Origin of the sequence: Streptomyces sp. NBC_00083, from assembly GCF_026343295.1 — a bacterium.
Classification (GTDB): Bacteria; Actinomycetota; Actinomycetes; order Streptomycetales; family Streptomycetaceae; genus Streptomyces.
In genome coordinates this window covers 1287812-1301549 of record NZ_JAPELY010000001.1, presented here as the reverse complement: position 1 = coordinate 1301549, position 13738 = coordinate 1287812, and the positions used below count along the sequence as shown (strand labels likewise).

Annotated in this window: 13 protein-coding genes; 8 read left to right on the top strand and 5 right to left on the bottom strand. The window is 73.1% G+C overall.

What is annotated here, in order from left to right; genetic code table 11:
* Nucleotides 1-855, bottom strand: coding sequence for a MaoC/PaaZ C-terminal domain-containing protein (locus tag OOJ98_RS05615; RefSeq protein ID WP_267053491.1), 855 nt, complete (start codon nt 853-855; stop codon nt 1-3).
* Between the two features lie 14 nt (nt 856-869).
* Here OOJ98_RS05615 and OOJ98_RS05610 point away from each other — a divergent pair, with 14 nt between their 5' ends.
* The 4 genes from OOJ98_RS05610 to OOJ98_RS05595 all read left to right on the top strand — a co-directional run bounded on the left by OOJ98_RS05610 (nt 870) and on the right by OOJ98_RS05595 (nt 4091).
* Complete coding sequence (locus OOJ98_RS05610; RefSeq protein WP_267053490.1) at nt 870-1001, top strand: hypothetical protein; 132 nt, start codon at nt 870-872, stop codon at nt 999-1001.
* A 195-nt stretch (nt 1002-1196) separates the two neighbouring features.
* Complete coding sequence (locus OOJ98_RS05605) at nt 1197-2111, top strand: ABC transporter ATP-binding protein (protein ID WP_267053489.1); 915 nt, start codon at nt 1197-1199, stop codon at nt 2109-2111.
* Nucleotides 2111-2833: an ABC transporter permease gene (locus OOJ98_RS05600; protein ID WP_267053488.1), complete on the top strand. Its 723-nt coding sequence runs from the start codon at nt 2111-2113 to the stop codon at nt 2831-2833. Before OOJ98_RS05605 ends, OOJ98_RS05600 begins: the two co-directional genes overlap by 1 nt.
* 55 nt (nt 2834-2888) lie before the next feature.
* Nucleotides 2889-4091, top strand: coding sequence for a sensor histidine kinase (locus OOJ98_RS05595; RefSeq protein WP_267055531.1), 1203 nt, complete (start codon nt 2889-2891; stop codon nt 4089-4091).
* Nucleotides 4092-4116: 25 nt separating this feature from the next.
* Here OOJ98_RS05595 and OOJ98_RS05590 read toward each other — a convergent pair whose 3' ends face one another.
* Nucleotides 4117-4698, bottom strand: a complete 582-nt coding sequence (locus tag OOJ98_RS05590) for a dihydrofolate reductase family protein (protein WP_267053487.1) — start codon at nt 4696-4698, stop codon at nt 4117-4119.
* 124 nt (nt 4699-4822) lie between these two features.
* Here OOJ98_RS05590 and OOJ98_RS05585 point away from each other — a divergent pair, with 124 nt between their 5' ends.
* Entirely contained in the window at nt 4823-5464 is a 642-nt protein-coding gene (locus tag OOJ98_RS05585; protein ID WP_267053486.1) for a response regulator transcription factor, read from the top strand.
* Between the two features lie 40 nt (nt 5465-5504).
* Here the strand turns inward: OOJ98_RS05585 and OOJ98_RS05580 are convergent, their stop codons facing one another.
* The 3 genes from OOJ98_RS05580 to OOJ98_RS05570 form a co-directional block, all read right to left on the bottom strand.
* Nucleotides 5505-6935 carry an MFS transporter gene (locus OOJ98_RS05580; RefSeq protein ID WP_267053485.1) on the bottom strand — a complete coding sequence of 477 codons (1431 nt, stop codon included), beginning with the start codon at nt 6933-6935 and terminating at the stop codon, nt 5505-5507.
* A 404-nt stretch (nt 6936-7339) separates the two neighbouring features.
* Nucleotides 7340-8527 carry a lipid-transfer protein gene (locus OOJ98_RS05575; protein WP_267055530.1) on the bottom strand — a complete coding sequence of 396 codons (1188 nt, stop codon included), beginning with the start codon at nt 8525-8527 and terminating at the stop codon, nt 7340-7342.
* A gap of 57 nt (nt 8528-8584) precedes the next feature.
* Nucleotides 8585-10747 carry an acyl-CoA dehydrogenase gene (locus OOJ98_RS05570; protein ID WP_267053484.1) on the bottom strand — a complete coding sequence of 721 codons (2163 nt, stop codon included), beginning with the start codon at nt 10745-10747 and terminating at the stop codon, nt 8585-8587.
* Between the two features lie 230 nt (nt 10748-10977).
* Between OOJ98_RS05570 and OOJ98_RS05565 the strand changes: the two genes are divergently transcribed.
* From OOJ98_RS05565 to OOJ98_RS05555, 3 genes are all read left to right on the top strand, one after another.
* A complete protein-coding gene (locus OOJ98_RS05565; protein WP_267053483.1) occupies nt 10978-11664 on the top strand; it encodes a class I SAM-dependent methyltransferase in 687 nt (228 codons plus the stop codon).
* 69 nt (nt 11665-11733) lie between these two features.
* The gene (locus OOJ98_RS05560; RefSeq protein WP_267053482.1) at nt 11734-12696 is read left to right on the top strand and encodes an N-acetylmuramoyl-L-alanine amidase; all 963 of its coding nucleotides are present in this window, start codon (nt 11734-11736) and stop codon (nt 12694-12696) included.
* 144 nt (nt 12697-12840) lie between these two features.
* Nucleotides 12841-13701, top strand: coding sequence for a DUF5336 domain-containing protein (locus tag OOJ98_RS05555; protein ID WP_267053481.1), 861 nt, complete (start codon nt 12841-12843; stop codon nt 13699-13701).
* Nucleotides 13702-13738: the final 37 nt, after the last annotated feature.

The window sequence follows — 13738 nt, the reverse complement described above, 5'->3', positions numbered from 1 at the left end:
TCAGTTGTGCTCGACGACCGTGTCGGAGAGGACCGGTGCGTCGTCCCGCTCGACGGCCGTGACCGACACCTGGACCCGGCCGGGGCCCGACCACATCCGCACGCGCAGGGTCTCGCCGGGGAAGACGACTCCGGTGAAGCGGGTGGCGTACGAGCGGACCCGGGTCACATCGCCGCCGAGCAGGGTGTCCACGACGGCCTTGAGCGTCATCCCGTAGGTGCACAGGCCGTGCAGGATGGGCCGTTCGAAACCGGCCAGCTTGGCGAAGTCGGGGTCGGCGTGGAGCGGGTTCCAGTCGCCGGACAGCCGGTAGAGCAGGGCCTGTTCCTCGCGGACCGGGCGCTCGACGACGTGGTCCGGGGCGCGGTCGGGCTGCTCGACGCGGGCCGAGGGTCCCCGGTCGCCGCCGAAGCCGCCCTCGCCGCGGACGAAGATCTGCGCGTCGCTGGTCCACAGCGGGCCGTCCGCGTCGGCGGCCTCGGTGCGCAGCACCAGGATGGCGGCCTTGCCCTTGTCGTAGACGGCGGCGACCTTCGAGGTCGAGGTGGCTTCGCCGCGCACCGGCAGCGGCCGGTGCAGGGTGATGGCCTGGCCGCCGTGGAGCACCGCCGCCAGGTCGACCTCGATGCCGGGTGCGGAGAGCCCGCCGACCACGCCCATGCCCGCGCCCGCGACGGTCGCGAAGGAGGGCAGCACGTGCAGGCGGGACTCCAGGGTGTAGCGCAGTTCGTCGGGGTCGGTCGCCGGCGCGCCCGCCCCGAGGCCCAGGTGGTAGAGCTGGATGTCCTTGTGGTCCCAGGTGATGGTGGTGGACCGGGGCTCGGCGGCGAGCGCCTTCGCGGCATCAATGGGCATGAGGATGCTGCTCCTTGGGCGTTGTGCGGGCACGGGAAGAAGACCTCGGTGCGGCCGTCCGCACCGTCGGCCCCACCGAGGTCGTACTGGACCGGACCGAGGACCCGTTCCGGGGCGGGATCCGCTCGCTGCCGGACCCGTTCTAGAACGCGTTCTAGGCCGATGGCCCCCAGGTATAGCGCACGCCCCGGCCGTTGTGAAGACTCCTGACGCTTCGTCAGCTCTCGTGGCGGGGCCGCCCCGTGCTCCTTTCGGCGGGGGTACCCCATGACATTTGTCCTGCCCAGCTCCGTACAAGCGCATCTGGGGCGACCCCCCTGGCGCTCCGTAGCGTTCAGGGCATGACGCAGACGACGACACAGAGCGCCACCGCGGTCCGCTTCAGCGGGGTGGTGAAGTCCTACGGGGCGGTCCGGGCGGTGAACGGGGCCGAGCTGTCCATCGGGCGCGGCGAGACCGTGGCCCTGCTCGGCCGCAACGGGGCCGGCAAGTCCACCACCATCAGCCTCCTGCTCGGCCTGAACGAACCCGACGCCGGCGAGGTGCGGATCTTCGGCCGGAGCCCGGAGCGCGCGGTGCGGGACGGGCTCGTCGGCGCGATGCTCCAGGAGGGCAGCCCCATCCCCCGGGTCACCGTGCGGGAGCTGGTGTTCTTCATCGGCAGCATGTACCCGAAGCCCATGCCGGTCGCCGAGGCGCTGGCGCTCGCCGGGCTCACCGACTTCGCCGACCGCCGGGTCGACAAGCTCTCCGGCGGCCAGACCCAGCGGGTCCGGTTCGCGATGGCGCTGGCCGGCAACCCCGAGCTGCTGCTGCTCGACGAGCCGACGGCCGCCCTGGACGTGGAGGCGCGCCGCGCGTTCTGGGAGTCGATGCGCACCTACGCCGACCGCGGCAACACGGTCATGTTCTCCACCCACTACCTCGAAGAGGCCGACGACAACGCGGACCGCATCGTCGTCATCGACCAGGGCCGCATCGTGGCCGACGGGCCCGGCGAGCAGATCAAGCGGGCGGCCGGCGGCAGCCTGGTCTCCTTCGACCTCGCGGGCACCCCGAGCGCCGGCCTGTCGCTGCTCCCGGGCGTGGTCACCGTCGAGATCCACGGCGACCGCGCCAAGCTGCGCACCGACGACTCGGACGCCACCGTGGTGGCGCTCGCCGCCATGGGCGCCGTACGCCGTCTCGAAGTGGCCCCCGCCAGCCTCGAAGACGCCTTCCTCTCCCTCACCGCACGCGAAAGCGAGACCGTCTGATGGTCGAGTACATCAAGCTGGAGATGCGGCGCACGCTCCGTGACGCCTCCTTCGTGATCTTCGGCATCGGGATGCCCGTCCTGATGTATCTGCTCTTCACCAACATCGGCGGCGCCGGCAACGGCGACGACTGGAAGGTCCAGTCGATGATCGGCATGGCGGCCTACGGCGCGCTGGGCGCGGCCCTCGGCGTCGGCACCGGGGTCGCGTCCGACAAGTCGATCGGCTGGCTGCGGCAGATGCGGATCGCCCCGCTCCCGCCGACGAAGGTGGTGACCGGGCGGGCCATCAGTGGCTCCGTGACGGTGCTGCCCGGCATCCTCGCCGTGTTCCTCTCCGGCGCCCTGATCAACGGGGTGCGCCTGGACGCCTGGCAGTGGGGCGCGCTCACGCTGCTCCTGTGGGTCGGGGCGCTGCCCTTCACGATGCTGGGCCTCGGCAACGGCTACCGGCTCTCCGCGCAGGCCACCGGCGTCGTCAACGTGGCCTGCCTGATGGGCCTCGCGATCCTCGGCGGCCTGTGGTTCCCGGTCGACGCCTTCCCCCGCTGGCTGCGCACGATCGCCGAGTACACTCCGACCCACCGCTTCGCCGACCTCGGCTGGGCCACCTCGCAGGGCCACGCCCCGGGTGCGGCCACCATCGCGCTGATGGCGGCCTGGCTGGTGGTCTTCGGTGCGTACGCCGTGGTCTCCTACCGTCGGTCCGCACGGACCGCGTGAGCTCCGGCACCGGGACCGGGTGGAACTCATGAGCCGTCAGTACGGGGAGAACGCGATGCCATCACTGCTGCCGAAGCTGCCCGCGCGGGGCGCGAGGGCCGACGACTTCCCCGGGCCGCCCGCCAACGCCTACACCTTCCTGCCGTGGCTCCTGATGGGCACCGGCGCCGTCATCGACGTGGCCAAGGGCAACGTGGCCCAGCCGGTGCTCGGCGCCCTCGGCATCGTCGCCTTCGCGGTGCTGTACGCCCTGGTCGCCTTCCGCGCCTTCGACAAGCAGCGCCGCGAGGAGCGCACCACCCTGGTCCTGCTCGGCTCGCTGGCCGCCGTCACCTACGCCCTGGGCCTCGGCTACGGCGGGAACTGGCTCCTCTTCTTCCCGCTGCTCTCCCTGACCTGCGGCGCGGTCCTGCGCGACAAGCGGCTGGGCGTCGTCATCATCACGCTGGCCGGCTCGGTCGGCGTCATCTCCGGCATCAAGACCGGCGACCCGTGGGACAACATGACCATCGCGTACGGGACGTTCCTGTCCGGCATGGTCATCGCCGCGCTCCTCTCGCTCTCCGAGACGGTGCGCGAACTGCGCGAAACGCGCCAGGAGTTGGCGCGTACCGCGGTCGAGAAGGAGCGGCTGCGCTTCTCCCGCGATCTGCACGACCTGCTGGGCCACACCCTGTCGGTGATCGTGGTGAAGTCCGAGGCGGCCCGCCGGATCGCGCCGCGCGACCTGGACGCGGCGCTCGGCCAGGTCGCCGACATCGAGTCGGTCGGCCGCCAGGCGCTCACCGAGATCCGCGAGGCCGTCACCGGATACCGCGAGGGCAGCCTCGCCACCGAACTCGACCGGGCCCGCTCGGCCCTCAGCGCCGCCGAAGTCGAGCCGCTGGTGCGCCAGTCGGGCCCGCCGCTGCCCGCGCAGGCCGAGGCGCTGCTCGGCTGGGTGGTCCGCGAGGCCGTCACCAACGTCGTACGCCACAGCGCGGCGACGCGCTGCGAGATCGTCATCGAGGGCACGCCCGAACGGGTCACCCTGACGGTCACCGACAACGGCAGGGGAGCCCCCGCCGCGCCCGCCCCGGCCCCGCGGATCGGCGGCACCGGCCTGAAGGGCCTGACCGAACGCCTCGCCGCCGCCGGCGGCTCCCTGACGGCGGGCCCCGCGCCCCGCGCCGGGTTCCAGGTCGGCGCCGAGCTCCCGGTCGACCCCGGGGACACGGCCCTGGACGCCGAACTGAGCACGGCGCCCGGCCGCTCCTGACGTCCGCCCGGATCCCGCCCGTGCCTCAGCGGTGCAGCACGGGCCGGTAGACCAGCTCCTGGACGCGGCCGTCCAGCGTGCGGCTCTCCAGCAGTTCGAGGTCGAAGTCGTCGGCGCCGCGGAAGACCGGGGCGTCTCCGGTCCGGCCGGTGATCACCGGGAAGAGCGTCACCTGGACCCGGTCGACCAGGCCGGCCGCCATCAGCGCCCGGTTCAGCGACAGGCTGCCGTGGGAGCGCAACGGCACCGGGGACTCCTCCTTGAGCCGGGCGACCGCCTCGACGGCGTCGCCGCCCACCACGGTCGCGTCGGGCCAGTCGAGCGGCGCGCGCAGGGTGCTCGACACCACCGTCGCCGGCATGGTGTGCATCCGGCTCACCCAGGGGTCGCGCACCCCGGACTCCTCGGTGCTCTCCGCCAGCATCCGCGCGAACTCCCGGTAGGTGGTGGCGCCGAAGACCATCCGCTGCTCCTCGCCGTACAGGGCGAGACGGTGGTCGAGCAGTTCGGGGCCCTGCTTGCCCCAGTAGCCTCCCCAGCCGGGGTCGGTCACGCCGCCGAAGCCGTCGAGGCTGGAGAAGACGTCGAAGGTGTAGGGGGCGGTCATGGTGATCTCCTCGGGTGCGGTCGATCCGTACGGCGGTGGATCCGGACTCCGTACAACGAGGCAGACCGAGCGGCGCGACAGAACTCATCGCGGGCACGGGGCTGTCTGGCCGTAGCCTGACCCCATGGACGAGATGCCCCAGGACCACCGACCCGCCAAATCCGTGCGCGTTCTCCTCGCCGAGGACCAGGGCATGATGCGCGGCGCGCTCGCGCTGCTGCTCGGGCTCGAGGAGGACATGGAGGTGGTCGCGCAGGTCTCGGCCGGCGACAAGATCGTCCCGGAGGCGCTCGTGGCGCGGCCCGACGTGGCCCTGCTCGACATCGAACTGCCCGGCAAGAGCGGCCTCGACGCGGCGGCCGAGCTGCGCGAGGAGGTGCCGGACTGCCGGGTCCTGATCCTCACCACGTTCGGCAGGCCCGGCTATCTGCGCCGCGCGATGGAGGCGGGCGCGGCCGGGTTCCTCGTGAAGGACGGGCCGGTCGAGGACCTCGCCGAGGCGATCCGGCGGGTGCTGCGCGGCGAGACCGTCATCGACCCGGCGCTCGCGGCGGCCGCCCTCAGCGCGGGCCCGAGCCCGCTGACCGCGCGGGAGCGCGACGTCCTGAACGCGTCGGTGGACGGGGCGACGGTCTCCGACATCGCGGGCAAGCTGCACCTGTCGGAGTCGACGGTCCGCAACTACCTGTCGTCCGCCATCGGCAAGACCAACACCCGCAACCGCATGGAGGCGGTACGCTCCGCCCGCCAGCAGGGCTGGCTGTAGCGGACCGCGCCGGCCGCGAGGCCCGCGCCCGGCCCCGGTCTCAGCCGCGGACGGCCGGGCGCGCCGCCCGGGGCAGCCACACCAGCGCGAGCAGCACACTGCCGAGCAGCACGAATCCGCCGACGCGGAACGCGAGGGCGTATCCGGCGGTGAGGCTCTCGGCGCTCTGGACCAGTCCGGTCCTGGACGCCGCGACCGTGGACAGGACGGCGAGGCCCAGCGCCCCGCCCATCGTCCTGGAGGTGTTGATCAGGCCGGAGACGAGCCCGGCCTCACCCGGCGCCGCACCCGAAGTGGCCAGCGCGGCAAGGGGAGTTGTGGCGAGTCCCGCGCCGGTCATCATGAGGACGCCGGGCACCAGGACCGCCAGCCAGTACGGATCGTCGGCGCGCATCGTGGACTGCCAGCCGAACCCGGCCGCGGTCACCAGCATGCCGAGCACCGTCAGGTTCCGCGCGCCGGTCCTCGGTATGATCCGGGGCGCGAGCTTCGAGCCCACGACGACGCTGAGGGAGCTGGGGATGAGCGCGAGGCCGGCGCCGAGCGGGGTGTAGCCGAGCACGTTCTGCGCGTACAGGGTCATGAAGAACCACGTGCAGAACATCGCGGAGCCGCACACGAACATGACGGCGTTGGCAGCGGAGACGCCCCGCAGACGGAAGAGCCGCAGCGGCATGAGGGGCGCGGCGGTCCTGGCCTCGACGACGAGGAAGCCGAGCAGCAGGGCGAGGCCGCCGAGCAGCGGGACCAGCGTCGCGGGGGCGGCCCAGCCCGACGCCTCCGTCTGCACGATGCCGTACGAGAGCGTCGCGAGCCCGGCCGTGACGAGGACGGCGCCGGGCAGGTCGAGGCGGACGCGCCCGTCGGCCCGCGACTCGGTGATCCACAGCGCGGCGCCGAGCAGCACGAGCGCGCCGACCGGCACGTTGATGAGCAGGACCCAGCGCCACGACAGGGCGTCGGTGAGCGCCCCGCCGACGAGTCCGCCCGCGGCGCCGCCGCCCGCGCCGACCGCCGCCCAGGTGCCGATCGCCCGGGTGCGGGCGGCGCCCTCCGGGACGGCGGCGGTCAGGATGGTGAGGGTGGCCGGCGCGAGGACGGCGGCCCCGAGCCCCTGCGCGGCCCGCGCGGCGAGCAGTTGCCAGCCCTCCTGGGCGAGGCCGCCGCCGAGACTGGCCGCGGTGAACAGGCCGAGCCCCACGAGGAACATCCGCTTGCGCCCGTAGAGGTCCCCCGCGCGCCCGCCGAGCAGCATGAACCCGGCGAAGGCGATGGCGTACGCGTTGACCACCCACTGCAGCCCGCCCGCGCTCATGCCGAGGCCGGTCCGCATGGAGGGGAGGGCGACGTTGACGACGGACACGTCGAGCACGACAAGAAACTGCCCCGCACAGGCGGCCAGCACGACGGGCCAGGTGCGGGGGGTTCCGGTGGGGGTGGATATATGGGTGTCTGCGGACGCGTAGGCCATGCGGGTCATGGTCGCACGCGGGGCCCACCCATTACCCGCCCTTTCCCCACGCGGGGGCACGGCCGGCGGGTGCCGGGTGCCCCACCAGGGGCGCGGGGCTGTACCCATCGCGCGGCTCCACCGCGAGGGCGCGACCGGCTTGGCATGCCGGGTGCCCTATCAGGGGCGCGGGGCTGTACCCATCGCGCGGCTCCACCGCGGGGGCACGACCAGCCACGCACGGTCCGCAGCCGAGGGCCGCCCGGGGTCACTGGGGCAGGCCCCAGGCCCCGGAGATGGCCCCGCCCCGCCCCTTCCCTGAACCCTCCGGGGGGGGGAAGTCTCTGCGGACCGTGGTCGCTTCTCGCGCAGTTCCCCGCGCCCCTGAGCGGGACTGGTGCCGGGCGGCATGGACCGAGGGGAACTCAGCGGCGCAGCAGCGTCACCACCGCCGCGCCGCCCAGGCCTATGTTGTGGGCGAGGCCCACCCGCGCACCCTGCACCTGGCGCGGGCCCGCCTCGCCTCTCAGCTGCCACACCAGCTCCGCCGCCTGGGCGAGCCCCGTCGCGCCCAGCGGGTGGCCCTTGGAGATCAGGCCCCCGGACGGGTTGACCACCCAGCGCCCGCCGTACGTCGTCGCGCCGGATTCGACGAGCTTGCCCGACTCCCCCGGCGCGCACATCCCGAGCGCCTCGTACGTCAGCAGCTCGTTGATCGAGAAGCAGTCGTGCAGTTCGACGACATCGATGTCCTCGATGCCGAGCCCCGCCCGCTCGAACGCCTGCCGCCCGGCCTCGCGGGACATCGGAGCCCCCACCGCGTCGATACAGCTCCCCGACGCGAAGGACTCCTCGGTGTCGGTGGTCATCGACTGGCCGGCGATCTCGACCGCCTGGTCCGCCAGGCCGTGCCGCTCCACGAACCGCTCCGAGACGACGACCGCCGCCGCGGCCCCGTCCGAGGTCGGTGAGCACTGGAGCTTGGTCAGCGGCCGGTGGATGGTCCTCGCCGCGAGGATCTCCTCCACCGAATAGGGCTCCTGGAACTGCGCGTTGGGGTTGTTCACCGAGTGCCGGTGGTTCTTGGCGCCGACCGCGGCGAGCTGCGCCGCCGTCGTCCCGTACCGCTCCATGTGTTCGCGCGCCGCGTTGCCGAAGATCTGCGCGGTGGGCGGCGTCATCTCGAAGCCGTGGCGCGCCGCCATGACGCCGTAGTGCCGGGCCACCGGCGACGTCGCGAAGTCGCCGCCGTCCGATCCGCCGCCGAGCGCGCCCCGCTTCATCTTCTCGAAGCCGAGCGCGAGGACGCAGTCGCTCGCGCCACCCTCCACGAACTGCCGCGCCATCATCAGCGCGCTCGACCCGGTCGCGCAGTTGTTGTTGACGTTGTAGACCGGAATGCCGGTCAACCCCATTTCGTAGACGGCGCGTTGACCGGCGGTGGACGCCTGGAAGCAGTAGCCGACGGGGACCTGCTCCACCTGGTCGTAGCCGATGCCCGCGTCCGCGAGCGCCGCGCCGCCCGCCTCCTTCGCCATGTCCCAGTACTGCCAGTCGCGGGATTCCGGCTTCTCGAACCTGGTCATGCCGACACCGACGATGTAGCTCTTCATCGCACTCTTCACGACAACGGGACCCTTCAGTCTCGGGGGAAGTCAGTCTCGGGGGAGTCAGTCTCGGGGCAGGCCGAGGATGCGCTCGGCGACGACGTTGAGCTGGACCTGGGTGGTGCCGCCCGCGATGGTCAGGCAGCGCGCCATGAGGAAGCCGTGCACGGCCCGCTCGCCCGCTCCCTCGGCGGACGCGCCCTCGGGGCCGAGGAGTTCGAGGGCGAGTTCGGCGACCTTCTGCTGGTGCGGGGTCTGGATGAGCTTGCGCAGGCTGGCACCGGCGCCGGGTTCCAGGCCCGACACCTGCTGCATGGTGGTGCGGAGTCCGATGCAGGCCAGCGCGTGCGCCTCCGCGGCGAGCGCGCCGATCCGCGCCCGGCACGCCCCGTCGAGCCCCGCGGCGCGGCCGATCAGCGCTTCGAGGCCGGTGTCGAAGGCGACCTGGTCGGCCATGTGGACCCGTTCGTTGCCCAGGGTGTTGCGGGCGACCCGCCAGCCGCCGTTCACCTCGCCGACGACGGCGTCGGCGGGGAGCAGCGCCCCGTCGAAGTAGACCTCGTTGAAGAGGGAGTCGCCGGTGATCTCCTTCAGGGGGCGGATGTCGACGCCCTCGGCGCGCTTCATGTCGACGAGGAAGTAGGTGAGCCCCTGGTGCTTGGGGGCGTCCGGGTCGGTGCGGGCGAGCAGGATGCCGTAGTCGGCCCATTGCGCGGCGCTCGTCCACACCTTCTGTCCGGTGACGCGCCAGCCGCCGTCGGGGGTGCGCTCGGCCTTGGTGCGCAGCGAGGCGAGGTCGGAGCCGGCGCCGGGTTCGGAGAAGAGCTGGCACCACAGGAGTTCGCCGCGCAGGGTGGGGGCCAGGAAGCGGTCCTGCTGGGGGCCGGTGCCGTACGCGAGGAGCGAGGGCACCACCCAGGTCGCGATGCCGAGGTCGCTCACCTTGACCCCGGCGCGCCTCAACTCCTCCTGTATGACGAGCTGTTGGACCGGTCCGGCGCCGAGACCGTACGGCGCGGGCAGGTGCGGGGCGGCGTAGCCGGTGGGGGCGAGGGCGCGGCGGGCGGCGCCGGGGTCGAGGCCCCGTACCGCTTCGGCCGCCGCGCGCGCCGCCGGGCGGAAGTTCTCCGCCTCGGACGGCAGTTGGAGGCGCAGCTCCCTGCGGGCGCCGGCGGCGGCGAGGCGGACGGCCCGCAGCCGGTGGGTGTCGCCCGCGCCGAGCAGCTGGCGGGCGACGAGGGCGCGGCGCAGATACAGATGGGCGTCGTGCTCCCAGGTGAAGCCGATGCCGCCGAGGATCTGCACGCAGTCCTTGGCGCAGGTGAACGCGGCGTCGAGCGCGGTGGCCGCGGCGAGCGAGGCGGCGAGGCCGCGCACCTCGGGGGGCTCGTCCATGGCGCGGGCCGCGTCCCACACCAGGGCGCGGGCCTGTTCGAGGCGTACGAGCATGTCGGCGCAGAGGTGTTTGACGGCCTGGAACCGCCCGATGGGCCGGCCGAACTGCTCGCGCACCTTGGCGTAGGAGGCGGCGGTCTCCAGGGCGCGGGCGGCGGTGCCGCAGGCCTCGGCCGAGAACAGCAGGGCGGCGAGGTCGTGGACCAGGTCGGCGTCCACGTCGAGGACGCGGCCGGCCGGGACCACGACGCGGTCGGCCACGACGTCGGCGGTGGGGCGGGTGGGGTCGGCGCCGCGGTGCGCGGTGATCCGCAGGGCGTCGGCGTCCACGGCGAGCCACACCGTACGGTCTCCCTGCGAGGCGGCGAGGATCACCAACTCGGCCTGGGCGGCGGCGAGTACGGGCGGGGCCGCGCCGTCGAGGAGCCGGGCTCCGTCGCGCGCGCCGGCGGTGAGGGTGCCCGTGCCGAGTGCCACGGCGGCGGTCCTGCGCCCTTCGGCGAGGTCGGCGACGAGGTCGTCGTGGACTCCCGCCCTGCGGAGCAGCTCCGCGGCGAGCACCGTGGACAGATACGGTCCGGGCAGCAGCGCGCGGCCGGCCTCCTCCAGAACGACGGCGAGCTCGGGCAGCCCGCCCCCGCCGAACTCCGCACCGAGGTGGATGCCGAGCAGCCCCTGCTCGACGAGCGCGTCCCAGTACGGCGGCCGGGAGCCCGTCGGTCCGGGGGCGTCGAGGAGTTTGCGCACCTCGTCCACCGGCACGGTCCGCGCGAGCCGGCCGCGTACCGCGGCGGCGAGCTCCCGCTGTTCTTGTGTGATCGCGATGCCCATGTACGCCCTCACCCGTCGGCCGGACCGGAACGGCGTCAGAGTAGAACACGTTCCATTCTGACGGAAGGTCAGATGGCGGGCGACCTTGGCGGGGTGCCGGGCAGCACGCGCGCCCTCGGCCCGTCCGGCGTCTGAGGACGAGCGCCCTTCGGGCGCGAACGGGGTCCGGGGCGGAGCCGCAGGGGGGCGGGGTGGCCCGGAGGGAAGCGGGGTCGGGGGTGTGCGGCACCATGGGGGCGCCCATACCTACGACTCAGAGGAGCCGGACCGTGGCCTCTCCCACGCCGCACATCCTGGCCGCCTTCGAAGCGGCGAAGGGCTTCATGCCCGTGAAGGAAGGACTGGCGCTGTACGAGGCGGCCACCACGGCCGGGACGCTCGGGCTCCCGCTCCTGGAGGTCGGCACCTACTGCGGGCGCTCCACGATCCTGCTCGCGGAGGCGGCCCGCGAGTCCGGCACGGTCGCGGTCACCGTCGACCACCACCGCGGCAGCGAGGAGCAGCAGCCGGGCTGGGAGTACCACGACCCGACGGTCGTCGACGCCGAGGTGGGACGCATGGACACGCTCCCCACCTTCCGGCGGACCCTGCACGCCGCCGGCCTGGAGGACCATGTGATCGCGGTGGTCGGGCGCTCGCCGCAGGCGGCGCGGGTGTGGGGCGGGCGGCTCGGCCTCGTCTTCATCGACGGGGGCCACACCGACGAGCACGCCACCGCCGACTACGAGGGCTGGGCGCCGAAGCTCGCCGAGGGCGGCACCCTGGTCATCCATGACGTCTTCCCCGACCCGGTGGACGAGTTCACCGGCCAGGCCCCGTACCGCATCTACCTGCGGGCCCTCGAATCCGGCGCGTTCACCGAGGTCTCGGCGACCGACTCGCTGCGGGTCCTGCGCAGGACGTCCGCCGCGCTGTGACCCCCCGGGGCGCCCGCGGCGCGGCGCGGATCAGGCACGATCCCGGAGCGACGGCCTAGCATCGCACCCGTGTCGTACGACAGCGAGTCATCGAATCCGGACAGCCGGTCGCGCCGCGGGCGCCGCCGGGCCCTCGTCACCCTCGCCGCCCTGGCGCCGACCGTCCTCGCGGGCTGGCTGGTCTCGCAGGCGATGGCCGACCACGGTAGGCAGGACGACAAGCCGCCGAAGGCGCTGCCCAGCCACGGCGCGCCGTCGTCGCCCCCCGGGGCCGGCACCGCGACCCTGACGGTGTCGGGCTCCCCGCGCCCCGGCTCGTCCGCGCCGTCGGCTCCGCCGCAGGGCGGATCCGGCACCGGAGCGCTCGCCGGAAAGACCGTCGTCATCGACCCGGGTCACAATCCGAATAATTTCCGGCATACAAAAGAGATCAATGAGCCGGTGGACATCGGAACGAACGAGAAGGAATGCGACACCACCGGCACCGAGACCAACGACGGTTATACGGAAGCCGAGTTCACGCTCGATGTGTCGCACCGGATCAGGGCGATCCTCGAAAAGCAGGGCGCCAAGGTGATCTTCACGCAGAACGGCGACCGGACATTCGGGCCGTGTGTGGACGAGCGGGCCCGGATCGGCAATCGGGCGAAGGCGGACGCCGTCGTCTCGGTGCACGCGGACGGCGCGGCCCAGGGCCAGCGCGGCTTCCACGTCATCCTGCCCGCGAACGTGAAGGGCGGCGCCGCCGACACCGCCCCGATCGTGGGGCCTTCGCGTGAACTCGGTGTGCGGATCGCGGGGAAGTTCGTCCAGGACACCGGCATGAACGCCTCCAACTACGTGGGCGACGGCACCGCCCTGGACGTTCGCAGCGACCTCGGCGGGCTCAATCTGTCGACCGTTCCGAAGGTGTTCATCGAGTGCGGCAACATGCGCGATTCCCGGGATTCCGGGCTCCTCAAGAGCACGGACTGGCACCAGAAGGCGGCCCAGGGCATCGCCGACGGCATTATGGCGTTCCTGGGCGGGTAGGCTCCCGACCCGCCGTACGGCCCACAGATCCAGACGATAGATTCTCCGTAACAGGGGGAACCACCTAGAGCTTCACGCCGTGTGCACGTACACCGGCGGCAGCGATGACCGCCCCGACGAGACGACATAAAAGAGGACTTTTACGTGAACATCCGCTCCCTCACACGAGGCGACGGCGTGGTGATCGGCGCCGCGGTGGTGCTGTTCATCGCCTCGTTCCTGAGTCTCACGTCCGCTCCCAGCTGTTCCGGGCAGTTCTGCCCGAGCATCGACGAGCCGAACGCCTGGGACTCGCTCTCGCTCCTGATGAGCATGTTCCTCGCAGGCATCATCGGTGCGGTGCTGGTCGTCGTCGGCCGTTCGCTGCCGCAGCCCAAGCAGATCGCGGGGCTCGACCTCACGCAGTTCGGTGTCGCGTTCACCGTCTTCTCCGCCTGGACCGCGTTCTGGACCATCATCGACGCGCACGGCTCGGGCGCCGGCATGATCCTCGGCCTCATCGCCGCGCTGGTGCTCGCCGCCGCCGCGGTCGCCTCGCCGCTGGTCGGCGCGCTCAAGGCGCCGCTGATGGGCACCCCGAGCCCCGCCGCCCCGGCGGCCTACGGCTACCCGGGCGCGGCCCAGCCGGCCGGTGGCTACGGCTACCCCGGCGCCGCCCAGCAGCAGCCCTACGGCGCCCACCCCGGCGACCCGAGCCTCGGTGGCCAGCAGGCCGCCCAGGCCCAGCCGTTCGGGGCGCAGGCTCCGGCAGCCGACCTGAACAAGGACAGCCAGGCGCAGCCCGCCGCCGCGGCCGCCCCGGCCGGCGACTTCGCCCCGTTCTGGTTCGCGGTCCCCGTCGCCCGCCCGCTGTACGCGGAGGACGGCTCGCCGACCCCGATCGCCGAACTCGCCCCGGGTACCTGGTACCTGGCGGTCGACCAGCGCGGTCCCGGCCTGGTGGCCCAGACGCAGGACGGCCGCCGCGGCGTCCTTCAGGACACCACGGGCATCCAGCGCGGCTGATCCGCACCCGCTCCACGACGGCCCCCCGCCCCTTCCG

What these genes read in the sequence shown, in the direction of transcription:
- OOJ98_RS05605 (WP_267053489.1), top strand. Translation starts at nt 1,197, where the DNA reads ATGACGCAGACGACGACACAGAGCGCCACCGCGGTCCGCTTCAGCGGG.
- OOJ98_RS05590 (WP_267053487.1), bottom strand. Translation starts at nt 4,698, where the DNA reads ATGACCGCCCCCTACACCTTCGACGTCTTCTCCAGCCTCGACGGCTTC.
- OOJ98_RS05570 (WP_267053484.1), bottom strand. Translation starts at nt 10,747, where the DNA reads ATGGGCATCGCGATCACACAAGAACAGCGGGAGCTCGCCGCCGCGGTA.
- OOJ98_RS05575 (WP_267055530.1), bottom strand. Translation starts at nt 8,527, where the DNA reads ATGAAGAGCTACATCGTCGGTGTCGGCATGACCAGGTTCGAGAAGCCG.
- OOJ98_RS05580 (WP_267053485.1), bottom strand. Translation starts at nt 6,935, where the DNA reads ATGGCCTACGCGTCCGCAGACACCCATATATCCACCCCCACCGGAACC.
- OOJ98_RS05600 (WP_267053488.1), top strand. Translation starts at nt 2,111, where the DNA reads ATGGTCGAGTACATCAAGCTGGAGATGCGGCGCACGCTCCGTGACGCC.
- OOJ98_RS05595 (WP_267055531.1), top strand. Translation starts at nt 2,889, where the DNA reads ATGCCATCACTGCTGCCGAAGCTGCCCGCGCGGGGCGCGAGGGCCGAC.
- OOJ98_RS05615 (WP_267053491.1), bottom strand. Translation starts at nt 855, where the DNA reads ATGCCCATTGATGCCGCGAAGGCGCTCGCCGCCGAGCCCCGGTCCACC.
- OOJ98_RS05565 (WP_267053483.1), top strand. Translation starts at nt 10,978, where the DNA reads ATGGGGGCGCCCATACCTACGACTCAGAGGAGCCGGACCGTGGCCTCT.
- OOJ98_RS05585 (WP_267053486.1), top strand. Translation starts at nt 4,823, where the DNA reads ATGGACGAGATGCCCCAGGACCACCGACCCGCCAAATCCGTGCGCGTT.